This window comes from Methanobrevibacter acididurans, from assembly GCF_046197875.1.
GTDB classification, from domain to species: domain Archaea; phylum Methanobacteriota; class Methanobacteria; order Methanobacteriales; family Methanobacteriaceae; genus Methanobrevibacter_A; species Methanobrevibacter_A acididurans.
The window spans coordinates 694,425-715,000 of sequence record NZ_CP166991.1; the positions used below are offsets into that span (position 1 = coordinate 694,425).

Sequence of the window (20,576 nt, forward strand, 5' to 3'; positions counted from 1 at the left end):
AACAATTTAATTAATATTAATAAAAATATTTTTTGGGATAAATTATTATGGATATTATAACAGCAGCTATACTAATCATATTATTTATTGTAATTTTGATTTTTAGTTTTTCAATGGGAATGTTAACTCCATTAATTAAGAAAAAAGAAATAGGATTAGTGATTATTATAGGAGTGATTTTGGGAGTTGTTGGTGGAGCTTTTTTCATCACACCAACCTTGCAAGGTTATCCTCAAGCAGTAGGAACTTTAACACAAATTGTTGATGGTGGTCATGAAATAATGACAATTGAACTTCCATCTTCAGCAAATATTAATCAAGTAAAATCTAATATTGAACAAATGGATGGAGTGAATAATGTTTCAAGTAAAGGAATTTTAATTCACACTCAACCTTTCTCGGACAATACTTCGGCTAGTTTAGATAAAAATATTATGTATATGAATGCTAATTTAAGTAATTGGAGTTTTGATAATAAAGCAGGCATAATTAATGTAAATTTCACTAATAATAATCTTACACATAATCTTAAAACTTTAAAAGAAAGATTATTCTCTGATTATGGTGTTTCTTATAGTTATGCTGTAATTGAATTACAAGTTGATGCTCAAGCTGGTAGTGTGCAACATATTACAACTGAATTATCTAAGGATAATATTGTTGTAAGTGATGTTAATGGTCCTGTACATGATTCAATAGCTAATGCTCAAAATAATATGCCATCTTCTACAGTAGTAGTCCTATTTTGTGCAATTCTTGGCGGATTTGTAACATTACTTGGAGTGTATATAGATCCAATTAGAAGATTTTTAGGTAATATTAAGTGGCGTTAGTACCTTTTAATAAATTCTTATTTTTTTTGGGGGATTAAATTATAATCCTCATTTTTAATCTTTTTTTTTAAATTTAATTTAGTTAATATTTTCTAGTTTTAATCGCAGAAGATTTAAAACTAATAAGAGATACTATAAGTGTCATCTATGAAGAAATGGTAATATGTTTAAATAAATATTTCATAGATGTTTATTTTTTTCATTTTCTAAAAGGATGTTTTGTAAAATAAAATCTACCTTAAAAATTTTAAAAATGAGTAAATAATAAATAAATGATTTTTTTTCAGGGTCAGAAAAACCCTTAAACTATTTTTTTTAGATTAAAATCTATTTTATTTATAAAAAATTTTTATACTATTTTATATAAAATTAATATTATTAATTAAGAATTTAATAGGATTAATGTTTTTTATGAAATCTGCAATATTATTTAGTGGTGGAAAAGATAGTACAATGGCTTTAAATTATTCATTGAAGCATGGGGATGAAGTATTATATTTACTTAGTATGAAAAGTAAAAATCCAGAATCTTACATGTTCCATGTTCCCAATATTGATTTAACAAGTCTTATTAGTGAAGCTGTAGGAATACCTCTTATTCAAGGTAAAAGTTCAGGAGTTAAAGAAGAAGAATTGGTTGATTTGAAAAAAGAATTAATTAAACTTAAAAATCTTGGTGTGGAAGCAGTTTATACTGGTGCTTTATTCAGCCAATACCAAAAATCTAGGATAGATAAATTAACAAGTGAAGTTGGTTTAGATTGTATTAATCCTTATTGGCATATGGATCCTGAAGAATATATGAATCTTGTTATAAGTGAAGGATTTGATGTAATAATTTGTGGAGTATTTGCTTATGGTTTAAATGAATCTTGGCTTGGAAAACACATCACAACTGAAGTTTTAGAGGATTTAAAACAGGTTAATAAGGAGTGTAGGATTAATTTAGCTTTTGAAGGTGGTGAAGCTGAAACATTTGTCCTTGATGGTCCTATCTTTAAAAAGAGAATTAAAATTTTAGAAGCTGTAAATGATTGGCATGTTGATAATGGGACTTATAATATAATTGATGCTGAACTTGAAGATAAATAATTTTTATTCAATTCTTTTTTTATAAATTTTTAAATACTATATTAAATAATAAGTTTAATTATATGTATGATATATTTTTATGGATAATCACATTTGTTTATGTAGGAATTGTATTTTTCATTTCAGAGAAAGTTTTTAATAGTGAATCTGTTTTTTCACGAAAATTTTTACATATAATGATGGGTAATTTAATATTTATAATGCCATTTTATAGTAGTAATCTTGTAATGGCAATTTTTGTTACTTTACCAATTGCAATAGTATTGTTTTTAATGACAGATTATTCTCCAATTCAAATTATGAATAGTGGAACAACTCGTTCTGGTCATAATCTTGGATTATTCTATTATGCATTTATTTGGACAATTCTTTTAATTATATTCCCTAATAATCTTGGTATTGTTGCTTTAAGTATTGGTGCTATGTCTTATGGTGATGGTTTTGCTAGTGTTATAGGTGGAATGTATGGTAAGCATATTTATAATCTCACAGGTGATGATAAAACATTGGAAGGTTCTGTGGGAATGTTTTGTGCTATTATAGTGTCTAGTTTAGTTATTGTTGGATTTTATTTATTAGTTGGTGCTAGTGTTCCAAGTTTTAATGTGTTTAGTTTAGTTTTAATTGCATTAATTGCAACATTTGTTGAAAGTGTTAGTCCTAAAGGTTTAGATAATATTATGGTTCCATTATCAACAGGAATACTTTATTGGATATTAACTGTATTATTATGATGGAAAAAAATTATTTTAGTTAAAGGTGTGTTTTCAGATGAGATTTATAGTTGTGGATGGATTAGATGGATCTGGTAAGGATACTCAATCACATTTACTTTATAAAAAGTATAGTAAAAAGGGGTCTTGTGTTTTACGTTCTCATCCTTCAAAGGACACTGTTTTTGGTCGAAAGAGTAAAGAAGCATTACTTGGCCGGGGTGAATTAAATAAGTTAAAAGCTACAGTTTTTTATGGTTTAGATGTGATTCATTCTCTTATTAAATATTATGGTACTGCTGAGACTGTTATTTTCACTCGTTACACTTTGGCTGTTTCTTATCTTCCTGGACTTGTTGGTTTGTTTATTTATAAAATTGTTTGTGTTATTTTACCTACTAGTGATTATATGTTCTTTTTAGATGTTTCTCCTAATGAATCTTTAAAACGTATGGATTCAAGAGGAGAGGAAACTGAAATGTTTGAAAATTATGATAGTTTACATGAAACACGTCAAAAAATTTCTAATGTGATTTATAATTGGAATGTTATCCCTGCAGATAATAGTGTTGAAGAAGTTTTTAATGAAATTGATAATACTATTAAGACTGTGGATTATAAAAAGTTAAATTAAAAAAAAATAGTGTAAAAATGTTATTGTAAGTAAATTGTTTCATGATTTAAGATTTTATCAAAAAATGTGTCTATTTTATTGTTGTATTCTTCAAATGTTGATTCGTTTACTATGATATAATCACTTGTTGCAATCACATTACCTATTCCGAATTCTAATTCTCTTTTGTCACGTAATCTGAAACTGTTAATGTCTTGTGTATCGTCTCCACGTCCTCTTTTACTTATACGGTTAAATCTTGTTAGGGGGCTTGCAAAGACTGATATTAATGTGAAATCTGGGAATGCGTCTTTAAACAGTTCTACTTCAAATGGGCTTCTTATTCCTTCAACTATTATTAAATTTTCGTTATCTGGACATGTTTCTATTAATTCTTTAACTTTGTTTATTGTGAATTTTGCTACAACATATTGTCCATGTTCTAATCTGAGATTAGTTGCTGTTGTTCCTGTATCTTCGCCCCGTTTTTTTGCTTCTTCTCGTATAACATCACCCATATTTGTTACAAGGTAACCTTTTTCTATAGAATATTTTGAAATGAAACTTTTTCCTGAGCCAGGTAGTCCTGAGATTCCAATTACTTTCATTTGTATCACTTATTTTTACTTTTTGTTTATTGTTTTATTTTAAATTCATCTAATGATTTTTTTAAGTTTTCTTTATTATTAAAATCTTTTATGATTTTTTCTAAATCTTTAGTTTCATAGTTTTTATATTCTTTAGCTAGTTTTGTCATGTATGGAATTGCTCGTACAATATTGTCCACTATTGTAACTGTACTCATTTGAGCAGTTCGTGATAGTGGATTTAAATCTATTGTGATGATTTCTTTTCCATGTTCAACAAGTATTTCTGCACGATCCCCATCTTCTAATGGGACTAAAACCACATCGGAAGTGTAAATGCCTTCAGGTGAAGCAGTTGATCGGGGATTTGTTATTCCATCAATATTTAATAATTCACTTGTGTTAGTTCCAAGGATATCATCCCATCCATGTTCTTTAAACATTTTTTCAATAATTTGCACACGTTCTTCACTACGATAGAATAAGTTAAGCTCGATTTTACATTCTAATTGGGTAGCTAAATCAATTATTTCATCTATAACTAATGCTGTTGTGTTACCATTAACTGAGAGTACAGGGTTTTTTGCTAGTAATAATTTACATACTGCTACTTTCATAGCTTCTTCTGCAGGAGGACAAGTTTTTTCACCTAAAAGGTAATCGAATGTTTCTCCTCTTCCATGAGCTATCATACCTGAATCAGCAAGGTAACCTTCTTTAAATGCATTTTTAATTTTATCTCTTAAAACGAGGGATTCATATCTTGGATGATTTTTAGGAATCATAATATTATAATTTATGTTTTTTTTATTTATAAAAATTTATATTATATAAAATTTTTTTTAAATGAAATATTATAAATAATTGGAATTTAATAAATTATAATTATATTTTTGAATTTAGGAAACAATTGTATAATGGGTTTGTTAAAATTGAAAACTATAGGAAGTATTAATCATATATTTGAGGATTCTTTTAAAGAAAAATATTCTGAAAAATTTGCAAATTATGGTGAGGATTCATATTGTTTAGCTTTAACTGATTATAAAAATCATATAATCAATTTTGTTACTTTTACTTTAGATGAATTTTTTGTAGAAACTAGTAATGTTGAATGTGAATTTGATTCCTCGCTAAATGATTTATCTGAACTTATCACTTCTTTAAAATATGGGGTTGATGTTTTTAAACCTTATGATAATGGGGAGGATTATACTATTTCTTATCTTTCAGATATTAGTTTTCGTTTCTTTCTTAATTTAGGATTTTTAAACACTAATCAAATCCTTAATAAACCTTTAAAAATTATTTTCCCAAAATTTAAAGAATTAGGTCTTTTTGAAATATATAATAATTCTTATAATTTAAATAGGATGAATAACTTTAAATTAATACTATTTTTTAATGAGGAGTTATTATTTGATGCTAATTATCGTTTATCTAGATATAAAGATTATTTAGTGCAGATGGTTGATGCTATTTCAGATTTTCATTATATGAAAAGGATTCAGCATATTTTTAATGAATCTACAACACCTTTAATTATTATTCAAGAGGGGATGGTTGTAGAAGTAAATGATGCTTACTTAGAATTGTTTGGTTTTAAAAAAGAAGATATTGTTGGTAAGCCTTATAATTTTTCTACTAAAAATTCTTTAAACATGAGTTTATCTGAGCGTAAAGATAGGCTCTGTCAAAAACTTAGTTGATTTTATTTTTTGAAATATTTTGACTCATAATTTTTTTAAGCTTTTTTATGGCTTTAATTATGATTTAGAAATAGTAAATTTAATATATTAAGTGGAGCTAATATATTTATATGACTAATAAAAAAATAAAAGTTCCATGTTATACTATGGAGCCTATACAATTTAAACTTTACTATTTTTGTGAAGAGTTTTCTGGTTTTAGATTTGGTGTGTCTAAAAAGTTAGTTGGGTGTCAGGATATGAGTCCTGAATTGATTCGTCTTGAAAAAAAATGGTGAAATAATTTTTAGCAATAGTGTTGCTGTTTGTCCAGTGTGTGGGTCTCACCACAATGTTAAAGATGGTAAAATGGAACGTGAATTGATTTTCATGAACTTAGGGAATTAAACTTGTAAAGTTCAAAGATATAAATGCATTAGATGTGGTAATGTGTTTAGTGCTGATTTGTCATCTATAGTTGAGGTTAATCGGAATATTACTAAGCCAGTGATTGATTTTATCTTTAAATCCTATAGTATTGGTGGTGATAGTATTTGTAAAATCATGCACAGGTTAAAAGAAATCCATAATGTGGATATTTCTTATCAAAGTGTTGAAAACATTTTATTGGGCTTTGAATATGATTTTGATAATGGTTTTTATAGTTTTTCTGGTTATTACTTGTTTGATGCTTTGTGGGTTAAAATTAACAGCACGTGGAATTATCTTTTGGCCTTATTCGACCTACATAGTAATACTATTGTATTCCTATGATTTAGCCTCTTCTGAGTCAGAAAAAAGTATTTTACAAGTTTTTAAGTGAATCTACTTACAATCAAGATCGTAAATATATTGTTACTGATTTGAAACATGAATATCGTCAACCCATACGAAAATTAGGTTTTAAACACCAATTCTGTGTGTTTCACACAAAACAAAAAATAAACATGAGACATAAACGATTACTTAAAACAAAACAAATTAAGTTATGAAGATATTGAATCTGTAAAAAGTTTTAAACATGAAATTTTCAATATTATGGATGCTCCAGACTTAGAAACAGCTAAAACAAAAAGAGATCAACTTATCAAAGAACAAAAAACCCTACCTGAACCAATTTTCAAAATCTTATGGAAATTCATAGTCCCCTACTTCAAAAACTTAACATATTACATTAAAAACACTAACATTAGTCGTACGAGTAACAAAATCGAGAATATATTCCAAAAAGTATTCCCAAAACATATTAAAAGACTAATGAAAACAAAAACCGGATTAATCAACAGATTTAAACTAAAACTAGAATTTTGGAACATAAAAAATAAAAACCAAAATCATCAACTAAATTTTTGACAGAGCCTAAAGATATTTTACAAAAAATTTTAAATAGGGAAATTTATTATCATGAAGATGAACGTTGCTTTTTAAATGCAAATGGGGATAAGGTTTATATTAAATCTATTATTTTCCCTGTAACTTATTTAAATCGTGTTGCTGCACAAATTAATTTAATAGATATTACAACATCTTTTCTTTATGAAGAGAATTTAGAGGAAATTAATAAGGAATTAAATACGCTTGTTGATGAGAAGAATATGCTTTTAAAAGAGGTTCATCATAGAGTGAAGAATAATCTTCAGATTATGCTTAGTTTAATTAATTTAGATTCTCGTTATCATCCTAATGATTCTGATCAGGTTTTGGGATCTGCTAAAAATCGTATTAATGCTATGGCTTTAATGCATGAAAAAATTTATAGATCTTCTGATTTAGCTCATATAAATATAAAAGAATATATTGAAACTGAAGTAAATTACTTATTTGATTTATATGGTGTTGAAAATATTGAGATTAATTATTTATTGGATGATTTAGAATTAAGTATGGATACTGCAATTTCTTTAGGTTTAATAATTAATGAAATGATTATTAATGTTATTAAATATGCTTTCCCTAATGGTGAAGATGGGAAACTTAGTATTATTCTTCATGCTTCTTCTAATAAGGTTACTTTAATTTTAGCAGATAATGGTGTAGGTGCTCCAAAGGATTTAGATGCTGAAAATTCTAGTAGTTTAGGTTTAACTGTTGTACGTGGTTTAGTTAATCAAATCAATGGTAGTATTACTCGTTTAGATCGTCCAGGAACTGCTTATATGGTTGAATTTTTATTAGAATAAGATTTTATTAATGGGTGGATGGTTTTTATAAATTGATTTCTTTTTTATGGGTGGAAGTGTTTATAAATTGTTTCTGCAAGATTTTGGTTTATTAAATCTATTTTAGCTAGTTCTTCTACACTTGCATTTTTAATTTCATCTATGCTTCCTAAATTTTTAAGTAAGCTAATTTTTCTTTTTTTACCTATTCCTGGAATATTGTCTAGGGAGGATTCTGTAATTTTTTTGCTACGTAATTTTCTGTGATGTGTAACACCAAAACGGTGTGCTTCATCTCTTACTCTTTGAAGTAGGTGTAATCCTTCATTGTTTTCAGGAATTCTAATAGGTATGTTGGATTTTGGTATGAAGATTTCTTCGAATTCTTTTGCTAGTCCAATAATTGGTATGAATGTTAAATTATATTTCTCAAGTACTTCATAGGCTACATGTAATTGTCCTTTACCTCCATCTATTAAGATTAAATCAGGCATGCTTCCAGGTTCTAATGGTATTCTTTCTTTTTCTTCTTGATTATAATATTCTGCTATCTTTTTAAGTCTTCTTGTTAATAATTCTTTCATCATCCCATAATCATCTGGACCTGGGGTTTGCATTTTAAATATTCTATATTGTTTTTTATTAGGTTTTCCATTTAAGAAGCTTACGTTACTTCCTACTGCAAGTTTTCCTGAGATATTACTTATATCGTATCCTTCGATTACTAATGGTAGTTTTTCTAGTTTTAAATATTTTTTAACTTCGATTAAGCTATCGTCCATTTTTTCTTTTTGATTTTTTATTATATCTGCATTTTTTCTTGCCATACGGACTAATCTTAATTTAGTTCCTTTTTGGGGTATGTGAATATGGACTTTGTTTCCACGAATATCTGTTAACCAGTCTTCTATTAATTTTTTATCTGGAATGTTTTCTTCAATTAGTATTTCTTTTGGAACATGTCGGTTTATTCCATAGTATTGTTTTATGAATGCACTTATTATGTCGTCGGATCTGTCTTCTTCAGTGGTTGTCATTATGAAGTCGTCTCTTCCTATAATGTTTCCGTTTCTAATGCTCATTACTACAACTATTGTTGCATTTTCTTTTAGACTGGTTGCTATTATGTCTTGATCTGTTTCGTCCATGAATTCTACGAATTGTTTTTCAATTACTTCATGTATGCTGTTTATTTGGTCTCTAAGTACTGCTGCTTTTTCGAATTCTTGATTTTTACTTGCTTGTTTCATTTCGTCTTCTAAAGTTTTTAGGATTTTATTATATTTTCCTTGGAAGAATAAGTCTATTTTACTTATATTTTCATTGTATTCTTCTTTACTTATTTTACCTGCACATGGTGCATTACATAAATTGATTTGGGAATTTAGGCAAGGTCCATCCATTCTTTTACAGGTTCTTATTTTGAATAATGATTTTAATAGTTTTACAGTTTCATTCACACTTCTAACATCTGTAAATGGTCCGTAATATGTTCCTGTTTTTCCAATGTGGCGGGTTAGGACTAAGCGGGGGAAATCTTCATTGGTTAATTTTGCATATGGATATCTTTTATCATCTTTTAAGCGTATATTATATTTTGGTCGGTGTTTTTTTATTAAATTAGCTTCTAGTATTAGGGCTTCTTTTTCACTATTGGTTATAATATACTCTAAACTGTGGAAGTGACTCATTAAAACTGTAGTTTTTGGTCTATCCTTTTTTTCTTTAAAATAGGATTTCACCCTATTTTTAAGGTTTTTTGCTTTTCCAATGTATATTATTTTTTCATCAGCATTTTTCATGATGTATATTCCAGGTTTAGTTGGAAGTTCATCTGCTGATTTTACTTTAGTTGACATAAATTTTTTTTTAGATAATTATTTTTTTTATTTTTTTATTTTTTTTATTTTTTTTATTTGGATCTCATTACCCATTCAAGTATATCTTTTTCTTGTTCTAATTTCCAAATTGTTTCATTTATAATATCAATATTATTCATATCTGGTTTGTTTAATTCACTGGAATGGTCTTCTGTTGAAGCTGTATTTCTTTTTTCTTTTAAATCTCTTATTGTGGTTTCCACATTTAATAGGTATGCTACAATATCAGGATCCATTTTGTACTTGTTTAATACTTCTTCTATTGCGTTTATTTGGATTTTATCTATTTTTAATTGTGTTTTAAGTTCTTCATGTCCATTTGTAATGTAAGAAAGCATATCTTCTAATTCTTCTTCCTCTTCTTTTAATTCTTTTAATTTTTCTTTTATTTCGTTTATATGTTTCAATTTATTATTCCTCCAAATTTATTTTAATATAAATTTATTAATTTTTTTAATTTTATTTTAGCATTATTTTTATAATACATATTATATATAAGTAAAAATCAATAAAAGTATTTTTTAGTATTGGATAAATTAATTTTTTTTATTATAAAAAAAAGGGTCTTAATCTTATGAATGATGAGTTTCAAAAAAGTTTTAAATTAGATTCAAAGTATAAACCTTTAGGTGATCAACCTCAAGCTATAGATTCACTTGTTAATGGTGTGAATAAGGGTATGCATGAGCAAACATTATTAGGGGTTACTGGTTCTGGTAAAACTTTCACTATGGCTAATGTTATTGAACGTGTTCAGAAACCTACTCTTGTTATTTCTCATAATAAAACACTTGCTGCTCAATTGTATGAAGAGTTAAAAAGTTTTTTTCCTGATAATGCTGTAGAGTACTTTGTTAGTTATTATGATTATTATCAACCTGAAGCATATGTGCCTAGTAGTGATACTTTTATCGATAAGGAAGCTAGTATTAATGAGGAAATTGATATTATGCGACATTCTGCTACTCAATCTCTTCTTTCACGTGATGATGTTATTGTTGTTAGTAGTGTGAGTTGTATTTATGGTATTGGTTCACCTGAGGATTATGGTGAGTTTGCTTTAAAGATTAGTGTTGGGGATACTTTTGATCGTAAGGATATTATTCGTAGATTAATTTTCATGCAATATGAGCGTAATGATATTCTTTTTGAGCGTGGTCAATTTCGTGTTCGTGGGGATGTGATTGATATTAATCCTGTTCATGGTACTCCTCCTGTTCGTATTGAATTGTTTGGTGATGAAGTTGAATCTATAAGTCTTTTTAATAAGGTTACTAATAAGAAGTCTGAGAATTTGCAAAGGTATATGATTTATCCGGCTAAGCATTTTGTTGTTGGTGCTGATCGTATGGATGCTTCTATTCGTAATATTCAAGAAGAATTGGATGATCGTTTGAATGAGTTGAAGTTAGAGAATAAGCTTGTTGAAGCTCAAAGATTAGAGCAAAGAACTCGTTTTGATATTGAAATGTTGCAGGAAATGGGTTATTGTCCGGGTATTGAGAATTACAGTCTTCATTTATCTGGTCGTAAGTGGGGTGAGAAGCCTTATACTTTGCTTAAATATTTCCCTGATGATTTTTTAACTATTATTGATGAGTCTCATGTTACTGTTCCTCAAATTCGTGGTATGTATAATGGGGATCGTTCTCGTAAGGAAACTTTGGTTCGTCATGGTTTCAGGTTACCAAGTGCTAAGGAAAATCGTCCTTTCCGTTTTGATGAGTTTGAAGCTACTGTGGATCAGGTTATTTATATGAGTGCTACTCCTGGTGAATATGAGTTAAGTCGTAGTCAGAATGTTGTTAAGCAGATTATTCGTCCTACTGGTTTAGTAGATCCTGAGGTTATTATTCGTCCTATTGAAGGTCAAGTCGAGGATTTGCTTGGTGAGGTTCGTAAACGTGCTGATAGGGATGAGAGGGTGCTTGTTACTACTTTGACTAAGCGTATGTCTGAGGATTTAACTGATTATTATGCTAAGATTGGTGTTAAGGTTAGATATTTGCATTCTGAAATTGATACTTTGGAACGTATTGAGATTATTGATGATTTAAGACGTGGTGAGTTTGATTGTCTTGTTGGTGTTAACCTTTTAAGAGAGGGTTTAGATTTGCCTGAAGTTAGTCTTGTTGCTATTTTGGATGCTGATAAGGAGGGTTTCCTTCGTAGTGAAACTAGTCTTATTCAGACTATTGGTCGTGCTGCTCGTAATGTTAATGGTCAGGTGATTATGTATGCTGATGTTATGACTGATTCTGTTAAAAATTCTGTTAAGGTTACACGGGATAGACGTAAGCTTCAATTGGCTTTTAATGAGAAGTATAATATTACTCCTACTAGTACTTATCGTACTCTTAAGGAGCGTAAGCAAGATATTAGTAAATTGGATAAATCTAAAGGGGATATTAGTAATATGCCTAAGGATGATTTACGTGCATTGATTAAAGATTTAGAGTCTGATATGGCTGATTCTGCAGGTGATTTGGACTTTGAAAGAGCTGCTTTGATTCGTGATGAATTAGTTGTATTGAAGGATGTTTTGAAAAATAAGCGTTAATTAAAAATAGTATGTTTTTTTTATAAGTGGAAATAGAAGGGTAAAATTATAAAAGTTTAAAAATTTTTTTTTAAATACTATTTTTTTTTTAAATATAAATTAAGGAATGATAATATATTTTTTTTCAAGGCGATTTCCCATTTTTTTTTTAAACTTTTTATAATTTTATTTTTATGTCCCACTTATTTTTGTGTTTATTTTTTTTTTTAAGTTAACGAAATTATGTGTAGATTTTTAATTTTTTTTCTATCAAAATATATTTGGAGATTATATTTTTTAGTTGTGAAAAATAATGTTTTTTTTAAAAAAATTTTATTTTTTTTATAATTTCATCAACGATGTAAAATTAATTTCACATCGTTTTTTATATATCCTTATACTCATATATAAAGCTTTCTAAATAAAAATTTTAAAAATCATGAAAAATATAAACATAATAAAAAAGGTTTATTAACAATAAAATCATTACAATTAAATAATAATATACTTTAATATACAATCAGAAGATAGGAAAAAATTCAACCTATCTAAAAATAAAAATTTATTAAATTATATTATTAAAAATATAAAAAAAATTATTTAAACGGAGAAAAAATACAATGTCAAAAATAACAATAGATAAAGATAAATGTGATAATGTAGATTGTGGAGACTGTGTAGATATGTGCCCAGAAGAATGCTTTAAAATGGGAGAAGGAGAAATAGAAATCCAACACCCAGATTTATGTGATCAATGTGATGTCTGTGTAGATATTTGCCCAAATGCTGCAATAACAGTCGAACCAGATGAATAATTAAATTCTTTTTATAAATTCTTTTTATAAATTTTTTTTTTAAACTAATTTAACCTTAAACTATTTATTTTGACAAAAAATTTTTTAAATAATAAAATATAAAAGTAAATTTTTAATAATATAAAATCATAAGAAAAAAAATAATTGTTTGGAGGTTAAAAAAATATGGTAACAATAACAATAGATAAAGATAAATGTGATAATGTTGATTGTGGTGAATGTGTAGATATTTGCCCTGTAGAAAACTTTGTTATGGGTGACGGTGAAATAATCATTCAACACCCAGAAGAATGTACTTTATGCGAAATCTGTATGGATGTATGTCCAAATGGATGTGTCGTAGTTAAAGACGAATAAAATACATTAAGTTTTAAACAAATCTAATTTTTTTTAAAACATTTTCTTTTTAATTCTTTTAAAACTCTATTTTTAATTATTTAATATTTTATTTCTATTTCTTTCGAACAATCTCTTTTTAAATCAACTAATTTCTATATTAACTATTAATAAATAGTAAATCATTTATACTAATTAAAAAATACATTAATTATAATAAGATTTTTCTCCCTTTTTAATTAACAATTAATATGGATTTAAGTAAAATGGTTACTAAAGAAAAAAGAGCAAGTATTATAGAAAATATGGATCCAACTATAATAAATAAAGCTCATAAGTTTATAAATTATGGGGCAATATTAATCTTAATATTCTCTATATTAATATTCATATTTGATTCAAATTTTATAACAGACATTATAGGTCCTAACTTTATAGGAAACATTGCACACAACCCTTTAATCTATATAATAATCTGTACAGTTTTTCTCTTAGATCAAAAATTTGGGAAAAAATTAAGAATTTTAAACAACATATTATCTCTATTTGTTGGTTTTATTGGAGTATTAGCAATATTCTCTTTTTTTAATATTAGTGAAATTAATTATTTTTTATTTAGTGTAACTAATAATTCATTATATTTAGCTTATTATTTCATAATATATTCTATAATGTTATTATGTATTGTTAATCGGAAATGGTTAGGTTTATCACAATTTTTACCACTTATTAATATTGCAGTAGCAGTTATTGGTATTTTAAACTGTTTAGCATTTCCAGATCCTAATTGGGGTATAATATTAAACTTTGCAGTTTTTAAAGTAATATTGTCTGGATTGCTTTTTAATGCTAATCCTTATCAGGGTTTTATTTGGATTTTCTATTTAGATACTCCTGGAAGTCAATTTATACGTTATGGTATTTTTGTTGTGCCTTTAATTTTTTTCATTCCTGTAGCATTAATAATGTATTATTTCACCCCTACACTTTTAGTTGATTCTTATGTAGCAGTTGCAACTATTGCAATGTTAATTATTTTAATCATGCTTATTTTTTACAGTTGGAGAGTAGAACGTTATGATTTAGAAAATGTTTTATCTTTTAATGAAAATGAGGAAAATCGTAAATTTTATGAATCCTTAATTCAAAATATGAGTGGTGGTGTACTTGCAACAGATAGTGAGGATAATATAATCTATATTAACAAAGCATTCAGTACTTATTTTGGATTAAATGAAAAAATATTAACTAACACTCCATTTTTTGATGGTCAATGGTATTTTAGTATATTATTCGATGAGTATGCTGAAGCAAAATCTAGTAAAAAACCAGTATTTATTGAGTATAAAGAGATTATGCACTATGCTGGTGTACGTTATATTAGTGGATGGATAACACCAATAATTATAGATGATACTTTTAAAGGTATGATTTTTACTTTAATTGATGTGTCTTCACAGGAAGGTTCTACTCTTAGTGCAGCATTAGATGATAAGAATGTGTTACTTGGAGAAGTTCATGATCGTGTTAAAAATAATATGCAAATAATTTTAAGTTTATTAAATATTCAATCTCACGAATCACAAAATGATGAAATCAAGGAAGCAATTTTAGAATCTCAACAAAGAATAAACACTATGGCATTAGTTCATGAAAAATTATATCAAAACCTTGATTTTTCACAAGTCAATGTTATAAAATATGTTGATGAATTAATTAAAGAAGTATGTAAAAATTTCAGCAAAAATGATAATATAAGTTTTGATAAAGATATTTTAAATTCTAATTTCAGTATTGGTACTACTATCTCATTAGGTTTAATTTTAAATGAATTATTAACTAATTGTGGTAAATATGCATTCCCTAATGGAAAAGAAGGATTAGTTAAAATTAAACTTAGAAAAAACAAAGCTAATCTTAATGAGTATTACTTTGAAATCAAAGATAATGGTGTGGGATTCTTAAACAATGATATTGATGAGCATATGGGTATTAAAATTGTTAAGGAAATGGCTAGTCAGTTAAATGGGGTTGTAAATATTTATTCTTCTAATCATGGTGTTTTAGTAAATATTATATTCAGACCAGATGAAGAGAAAATGGATAAATATTAATTAATATTTAATTTCTTTTTAAACACATTTTTTTCCTTTTAATTATTCTTTTTTTTATATAAAATTATTTAATTATTAAATAACATAATTTAAGATTAGTGTTTATTTTTTTTATAATAATTAAATGAGGAGTATAAATTTTAATGACTATAAAAATTAAGAAAATATTAATCCTACTATTATTTATTTGTATTTTATGTAATTTAACTACTATTTCTGCTGAAAACATTACAAATATTAGTTCAAATCAGGTGGATGGTGTTAATCAATCATTTAATGATTTAAATCAAACTGTAAGTAGGGATAATTATACTGTAAATTTGAAAAATAATTATACTTATCAATTGAATAATGATTCTAATTTGTATCAGGGTATAATTTTAAATGGTATTCATCAAATTATTGGTGAAAATTGTCGAATAGATGCTAACAATGAGGGTAAATTGATTTTTAATGTTAGTACTGGTAGTAATATTATATTTAATAATTTAACTTTTAAAAATTGTGAAAATGCTGTGTATGTTTCTTCTAATTCTAATGTAATGTTTATTAATTTTGAATTTATAGGTAATCATGCAAATGATTATGGTGGTGGTGTTTATTTAGACAATACTTCACCAGGTAATTTCATAAATTTTATTAATTGTAGTTTTATTAATAATTCTGCAAAAAATAAAGGTGGGGGAATATATACTCTTAATACTAATCTTAAGATTATAAATTGTAATTTCACAAGTAATAAGGCTGGTGAAGCTGGTGGGGCATTATTTACTAATTTAGCAAATGTTGAAATCATTAACTCTAATTTTATTAATAATACTGCAGTTTCTGGTGGTGGAATAAATATTATTAGTGGTGAAATAATTAATTCTAGTTTCACAGGTAATTATGCAGAAACTTTAGGTGGAGCTATTTATGCTGTTGATAAATTAAATGTTAAAAATACAAGTTTCACATCTAATAAAGCTTTATTTTCTAGTGGTGCGATTTATAATACAATTAAAGTGGATTGTGAATTTTCAAGTTTTATTAATAATACTGGATCTGTTTATGCTCTTAAAACATGTACTTTAAATGGAAATGTATTTTTAAATAATAATTTAGAAAATCAGTATACTATTTATGTTAATTCTAAAGATGATTTAAATGCTAATTATAATTGGTGGGGTAATAATCAGGCTTTCAATAATTCTACTTTAATAAGTTTAAATCCATCTAACCCTATAAATCAGGGTAAGTCTTCTTTCACTCCAGATAATTGGATTATATTATCCTTAAAGAATGTGGATTATAATTTAGTATTAAGTTTAAATACTGTATATGATAATTTGAATAATTCTTATTTTTCTCTTCCAGAAAATATTAAACTGCCTTTTAGGCAAGCTTTCTTTATTACAAATAATGGTAAGGTAGATCCAGAGAATTTTAGTTTTATGAAAGAATTTACAAGTAAATATTTACCTAATGAAACTGTGACTAATAATACTTTTATAAAAGTTTTTGTGGATAATCAAACATTAAGTTTAAATTTTAACCCTAGAACTTTAACTATTAATAACTACACTGCAGTTTATGGTGTGATTGGAAATCTTACAGGAAAACTTTTAAGTACTGATGGTAGTCCTATTATTGGTCAGCATATTAGTTTGAATCTTACTAATCCATGTACTGGTTTGAGTAAGGTTTATTTTGTTAGTACTGATGTTAATGGTGAGTATCACTTAGAAATTAATCTTTATCCTGGATTATACACTGGTTTTGCAAGTTATGATAATTTAAGTACTTCAATTGTAAGTATTTTTATTATAGATCCAAGTCTTAATCTTAACAGTACTATTTTGACTGATAATAAATTCCAAGAAATTTATGGTGCTGGGGCTAATTTCACTGGTAAACTTTTAAATTCTAGTGGTAGTCCTATTATTGGTCAGCATGTTAGTTTGAATCTTACTAATCCGTGTACTGGTTTGAGTAAGGTTTATTTTGTTAGTACTGATGTTAATGGTGAGTATCACTTAGAAATTAATCTTTATCCTGGAGAGTATAAAGTTTTTTGTACTTATGAGGGTACTAGTCAGTATGAATCATCTAATGTTTCTAATACTATTAGTGTTAGTGTTTAATTTCATTTTTTTAGGATTTTCCCCTAATTAATCTATTTTTCTTTTATTTTTCATCACATCTAAATTAAAATCTCATTTAATTAAAATGGTAGTTAAACTATTATTATTTATTTTAATTTAGGGTTAAATTAATAAAATTAGTTGTATGCTATTTTTTCTAGTTAAAGTTTATACTTAATTAGCATCTACCTATTAAATATCTTAAGTTTTATTAAAATTAATAAAAATACCTAAATTTATATCTAAAGTTTAATTTAGAAAAAAATGTTTTATATTAAAAAAAGACTTAGTAAAATTAGTTAAATTGTATTATTAAAAAGTATTGAATAGCATGTGCTTTAAAAAAAGGTTTAAAATATTTTTTAAAAACATATGTTAAAGGGGGTGATATGTGTTAACACATGCTATTCTAGTTAATCTATAAATATTTTATAGTATATAAAGGTATTTATTTTCATCATGAATTAGTTCTAAACTTTTTGTTTTTGGATTTAAACCTTTATAGCTCTTTTAGAAAAACTTGATTTATTCGCAAATTAACTAACTATCACTTTTTTTTATGAAAATAAATAAAAACAAAAATTCAAAAAAAATCTAAATTATTAGCACCTAAAATCTTAATATTTTTATAATTAAATATTTCAAAATCATGAAAAAATAGAGTAGGTGTGGAAAAAAAGAGAGCACACCCCATTATTTAGTAAATACTAATATTTACTAAAAATTTTTTCTCTCTTTTTATTAAATCCTACTTTAACATATGTTTTTCTTATTTTTCAGGCTTAATTTACTTATATTTTTTTTTAAGAGTCCTAAAAAAAATTTACATATAAACAGGCACCTGGTAATAATGAATATGGTCTTTTATTTATATATATTTTTTCTAAAAAAAAATTTTATGAATCCCTATTTTTAAATAATCTAAAAATCAGTATTGTTCCATAATATATGAACAAATAATAGGTGAATTTAAATATTAACACTCAATAGATTAACTATTATAAATTAAATATTTTTTAAAAGAATAAAAGGGGTTGCTAGGACTTGTCAAAGATTTGTCCAAAATGTAGTCAAGAATATGAAAATAAAATGGAATACTGTACAGAATGTGGATGTAAACTATCACAAGCTAAGAAAATACCACCGATCCTTTTTTGTCCTAAATGTGGAGGGAAATTAAGAAAAGGTGCAATTTATTGTGAAAAATGTGGAAGTCAAATAGAAAAGATAAACTCAAAACAGGAAGTTAAAGTAGAAAATTCAGATGAAAACTATAAAAAATATTATCCAATTCTCATAGGATTAATAATAAATAGTATAATAGGTTTAGTTTCACAAAACATTTATCCCGTAATAATTGGGGCTTTAATCCTTGGATATTTAAGTATTAATAATAACTTAGTTGACTTATTAATTTACAGTTTAATTCTTTCAATTTTATCATTAGTAATTATAGATTATAATCTTCTTATGAATTTTTTAAGTTCAATGCCTGCTACAATGTATTTTATCTACCTCCAATTTTTAACAGATTTAGCTTATTCAGTAGTATTAAGTGTTGTTTTTAGTTTTATTGGATTTAAATTAAAAGAAATTTTCCCAGAACTTCATAATAAAATAATTAATATGGGGGCTTAATTTTTTGAAACTTTATTGTCCAAATTGTGGAGAAGAAATACCAAAGAAGGATAAATTTTGTAAATATTGTGGAAAACCTTTAGAAAATCTTGAATCAGAAAAGAACTTAAGTTTTAAAGGATTAACTACTAAGTATCATTCATTAAATCCAAATGATAAATTACGTTTAAAAAATTTAAGCATTATTTTAATTATTGTTGTAATAGTTTTAGCTAGTATGGGTGCAATTATTTATTATACTGCATTAAATCAAACAGTTGATTTAGGATCTGAAGGGAAATTTAATTTACCTTTTGGTTATGAAGTTGATGAAGAAAATAGTAATAATGATATGCTCTTAATGAATAATTTTAGAGAGTTAACTTCTATAGGAATAATACCTGGTGTGGATAATCAGCAAGATTATCAAGCTATTACTGGGTATCTTTTAGTAGGTCAAAGAAATGTTTATATTAATGGTTTAAGTGTAACTGAAGAGCATTATAGTGCTCCTTTGAGTTTTTATAAAGATCAATATAAGTATTATGTTGTTAAAGAGGGTAAACAATTAACTATAACTGCTTTAATGTCTAATGATTTGGATTGGAGTGTTCAAAAATCTGATAATCCTGTAAATATTATAATATCCACACTTCATTAAGTTTTTAATTAAATTTCACTTTTTTTAATTTTTTTTGTAAGGTTTTATATAGTATATTATCTAAAATGTCCTTCTAAACTTTAAAAATTTTTTTCTAATTTTTTATTCTTTTACAATTTCATATGAATATATAATAAAATAAAACTTAAACTTTTTTTATTTTATCTTAATAATTATTAATAGGATGTTTTATATAAGTTAAAGATATAATTTTAATTAATAAATAATTTTTAATAATTATTAAGTAAAATTTTAAATTTACATATAAAGCAAGTAATGAAAATATAAAAAAAAGTGTTTTTTGTGATTTTAATATGATAGTTAAAAATTTAGATTGTCTATCTATACCTAAAGAATTAAAGAAAGTTGAAATTGAAATCTATGAGGATTTTTATATTTACTTAATCCAAATAGATGGTTTTGGCTATGCATTACATAGTAATAAAGGAGATAATCGTTCTAATTTATATGTGTTAAAAACTGATTTTTTACCATCTGATTATGTCTTAGATGAAAATTATGATGAAAAAAAACAATTTATTATTATTGTAAAAAGATTATTATTTAATTTATATGAAAATTTAAAGATTAAAGAATCTAAGAAGATGCAAGAAGAATATGTATTTATTCATTTAATGGATTTATTAGAAACAGGTCAATATGAAATTATAACTAAAGATTATGATTTATATAGTTTAATTGAAGAAGGAGTTATTAAACTAGTTATTGATACTTTAAAAAATGAAGTTAATGATTTAAAGACAATAGTTAATAATCAAGATTCTTAAAATAATTTATTTTAATTT

At 25.8% G+C, this 20,576-nt stretch carries 22 protein-coding genes; 18 read left to right on the forward strand and 4 right to left on the reverse strand.

Features of this window, described 5'->3' with window-relative positions:
• Positions 1–47 precede the first annotated feature (47 nt).
• The 4 genes from ACA135_RS03555 to ACA135_RS03570 all read left to right on the forward strand — a co-directional run bounded on the left by ACA135_RS03555 (position 48) and on the right by ACA135_RS03570 (position 3,272).
• Complete coding sequence (locus ACA135_RS03555) at positions 48–833, forward strand: hypothetical protein (protein WP_409198926.1); 786 nt, start codon at positions 48–50, stop codon at positions 831–833.
• A 411-nt stretch (positions 834–1,244) separates the two neighbouring features.
• Positions 1,245–1,925 (forward strand): TIGR00289 family protein, encoded by a 681-nt coding sequence (locus tag ACA135_RS03560; protein ID WP_409198927.1) that lies wholly within the window; start codon positions 1,245–1,247, stop codon positions 1,923–1,925.
• A 62-nt stretch (positions 1,926–1,987) separates the two neighbouring features.
• Complete coding sequence (locus tag ACA135_RS03565; protein WP_409198928.1) at positions 1,988–2,659, forward strand: diacylglycerol/polyprenol kinase family protein; 672 nt, start codon at positions 1,988–1,990, stop codon at positions 2,657–2,659.
• Positions 2,660–2,696: 37 nt separating this feature from the next.
• Positions 2,697–3,272 (forward strand): thymidylate kinase, encoded by a 576-nt coding sequence (locus ACA135_RS03570; RefSeq protein WP_409198929.1) that lies wholly within the window; start codon positions 2,697–2,699, stop codon positions 3,270–3,272.
• A 20-nt stretch (positions 3,273–3,292) separates the two neighbouring features.
• On the opposite strand, the gene ACA135_RS03575 is transcribed toward ACA135_RS03570, so the two are convergent.
• Positions 3,293–3,859, reverse strand: a complete 567-nt coding sequence (locus ACA135_RS03575) for an AAA family ATPase (protein ID WP_409198930.1) — start codon at positions 3,857–3,859, stop codon at positions 3,293–3,295.
• Between the two features lie 26 nt (positions 3,860–3,885).
• On the reverse strand, positions 3,886–4,623 hold the full coding sequence (locus ACA135_RS03580) for a 4-phosphopantoate--beta-alanine ligase (RefSeq protein ID WP_409198931.1): 738 nt from the start codon (positions 4,621–4,623) through the stop codon (positions 3,886–3,888).
• 147 nt (positions 4,624–4,770) lie between these two features.
• Between ACA135_RS03580 and ACA135_RS03585 the strand changes: the two genes are divergently transcribed.
• The 6 genes from ACA135_RS03585 (at position 4,771) to ACA135_RS03610 (ending at position 7,706) form a co-directional block, all read left to right on the forward strand.
• Positions 4,771–5,547, forward strand: a complete 777-nt coding sequence (locus tag ACA135_RS03585; protein ID WP_409198932.1) for a PAS domain S-box protein — start codon at positions 4,771–4,773, stop codon at positions 5,545–5,547.
• Between the two features lie 110 nt (positions 5,548–5,657).
• Positions 5,658–5,825, forward strand: a complete 168-nt coding sequence (locus ACA135_RS03590; RefSeq protein ID WP_409198933.1) for a hypothetical protein — start codon at positions 5,658–5,660, stop codon at positions 5,823–5,825.
• Complete coding sequence (locus tag ACA135_RS03595; protein WP_409198934.1) at positions 5,809–5,934, forward strand: hypothetical protein; 126 nt, start codon at positions 5,809–5,811, stop codon at positions 5,932–5,934. Before ACA135_RS03590 ends, ACA135_RS03595 begins: the two co-directional genes overlap by 17 nt.
• 42 nt (positions 5,935–5,976) lie before the next feature.
• Entirely contained in the window at positions 5,977–6,300 is a 324-nt protein-coding gene (locus tag ACA135_RS03600; RefSeq protein ID WP_409198935.1) for a hypothetical protein, read from the forward strand.
• Positions 6,301–6,564: 264 nt separating this feature from the next.
• A complete protein-coding gene (locus ACA135_RS03605) occupies positions 6,565–6,879 on the forward strand; it encodes a hypothetical protein (RefSeq protein WP_409198936.1) in 315 nt (104 codons plus the stop codon).
• The gene (locus tag ACA135_RS03610) at positions 6,876–7,706 is read left to right on the forward strand and encodes a sensor histidine kinase (protein WP_409198937.1); all 831 of its coding nucleotides are present in this window, start codon (positions 6,876–6,878) and stop codon (positions 7,704–7,706) included. Before ACA135_RS03605 ends, ACA135_RS03610 begins: the two co-directional genes overlap by 4 nt.
• A gap of 44 nt (positions 7,707–7,750) precedes the next feature.
• On the opposite strand, the gene uvrC is transcribed toward ACA135_RS03610, so the two are convergent.
• Positions 7,751–9,544 carry an excinuclease ABC subunit UvrC gene (uvrC, locus tag ACA135_RS03615; RefSeq protein ID WP_409198938.1) on the reverse strand — a complete coding sequence of 598 codons (1,794 nt, stop codon included), beginning with the start codon at positions 9,542–9,544 and terminating at the stop codon, positions 7,751–7,753.
• A gap of 53 nt (positions 9,545–9,597) precedes the next feature.
• Positions 9,598–9,972 (reverse strand): hypothetical protein, encoded by a 375-nt coding sequence (locus ACA135_RS03620; protein WP_409198939.1) that lies wholly within the window; start codon positions 9,970–9,972, stop codon positions 9,598–9,600.
• A 167-nt stretch (positions 9,973–10,139) separates the two neighbouring features.
• On the opposite strand from ACA135_RS03620, the gene uvrB reads away from it, so the two are divergent.
• The 8 genes from uvrB (at position 10,140) to ACA135_RS03660 (ending at position 20,558) form a co-directional block, all read left to right on the forward strand.
• Positions 10,140–12,125, forward strand: a complete 1,986-nt coding sequence (gene uvrB / locus ACA135_RS03625; protein WP_409198940.1) for an excinuclease ABC subunit UvrB — start codon at positions 10,140–10,142, stop codon at positions 12,123–12,125.
• Positions 12,126–12,724: 599 nt separating this feature from the next.
• Positions 12,725–12,919 carry an indolepyruvate ferredoxin oxidoreductase subunit alpha gene (locus ACA135_RS03630; protein WP_409198941.1) on the forward strand — a complete coding sequence of 65 codons (195 nt, stop codon included), beginning with the start codon at positions 12,725–12,727 and terminating at the stop codon, positions 12,917–12,919.
• Positions 12,920–13,084: 165 nt separating this feature from the next.
• Complete coding sequence (locus ACA135_RS03635) at positions 13,085–13,276, forward strand: indolepyruvate ferredoxin oxidoreductase subunit alpha (RefSeq protein ID WP_409198942.1); 192 nt, start codon at positions 13,085–13,087, stop codon at positions 13,274–13,276.
• A 245-nt stretch (positions 13,277–13,521) separates the two neighbouring features.
• Positions 13,522–15,369 carry a sensor histidine kinase gene (locus ACA135_RS03640; RefSeq protein ID WP_409198943.1) on the forward strand — a complete coding sequence of 616 codons (1,848 nt, stop codon included), beginning with the start codon at positions 13,522–13,524 and terminating at the stop codon, positions 15,367–15,369.
• A 143-nt stretch (positions 15,370–15,512) separates the two neighbouring features.
• Entirely contained in the window at positions 15,513–17,492 is a 1,980-nt protein-coding gene (locus ACA135_RS03645) for a hypothetical protein (RefSeq protein WP_409198944.1), read from the forward strand.
• Positions 17,493–18,536: 1,044 nt separating this feature from the next.
• Positions 18,537–19,130 carry a double zinc ribbon domain-containing protein gene (locus ACA135_RS03650; RefSeq protein ID WP_409198945.1) on the forward strand — a complete coding sequence of 198 codons (594 nt, stop codon included), beginning with the start codon at positions 18,537–18,539 and terminating at the stop codon, positions 19,128–19,130.
• Positions 19,131–19,134: 4 nt separating this feature from the next.
• On the forward strand, positions 19,135–19,770 hold the full coding sequence (locus ACA135_RS03655; protein WP_409198946.1) for a zinc ribbon domain-containing protein: 636 nt from the start codon (positions 19,135–19,137) through the stop codon (positions 19,768–19,770).
• Between the two features lie 314 nt (positions 19,771–20,084).
• Positions 20,085–20,558: a hypothetical protein gene (locus tag ACA135_RS03660; protein WP_409198947.1), complete on the forward strand. Its 474-nt coding sequence runs from the start codon at positions 20,085–20,087 to the stop codon at positions 20,556–20,558.
• Positions 20,559–20,576 lie beyond the last annotated feature (18 nt).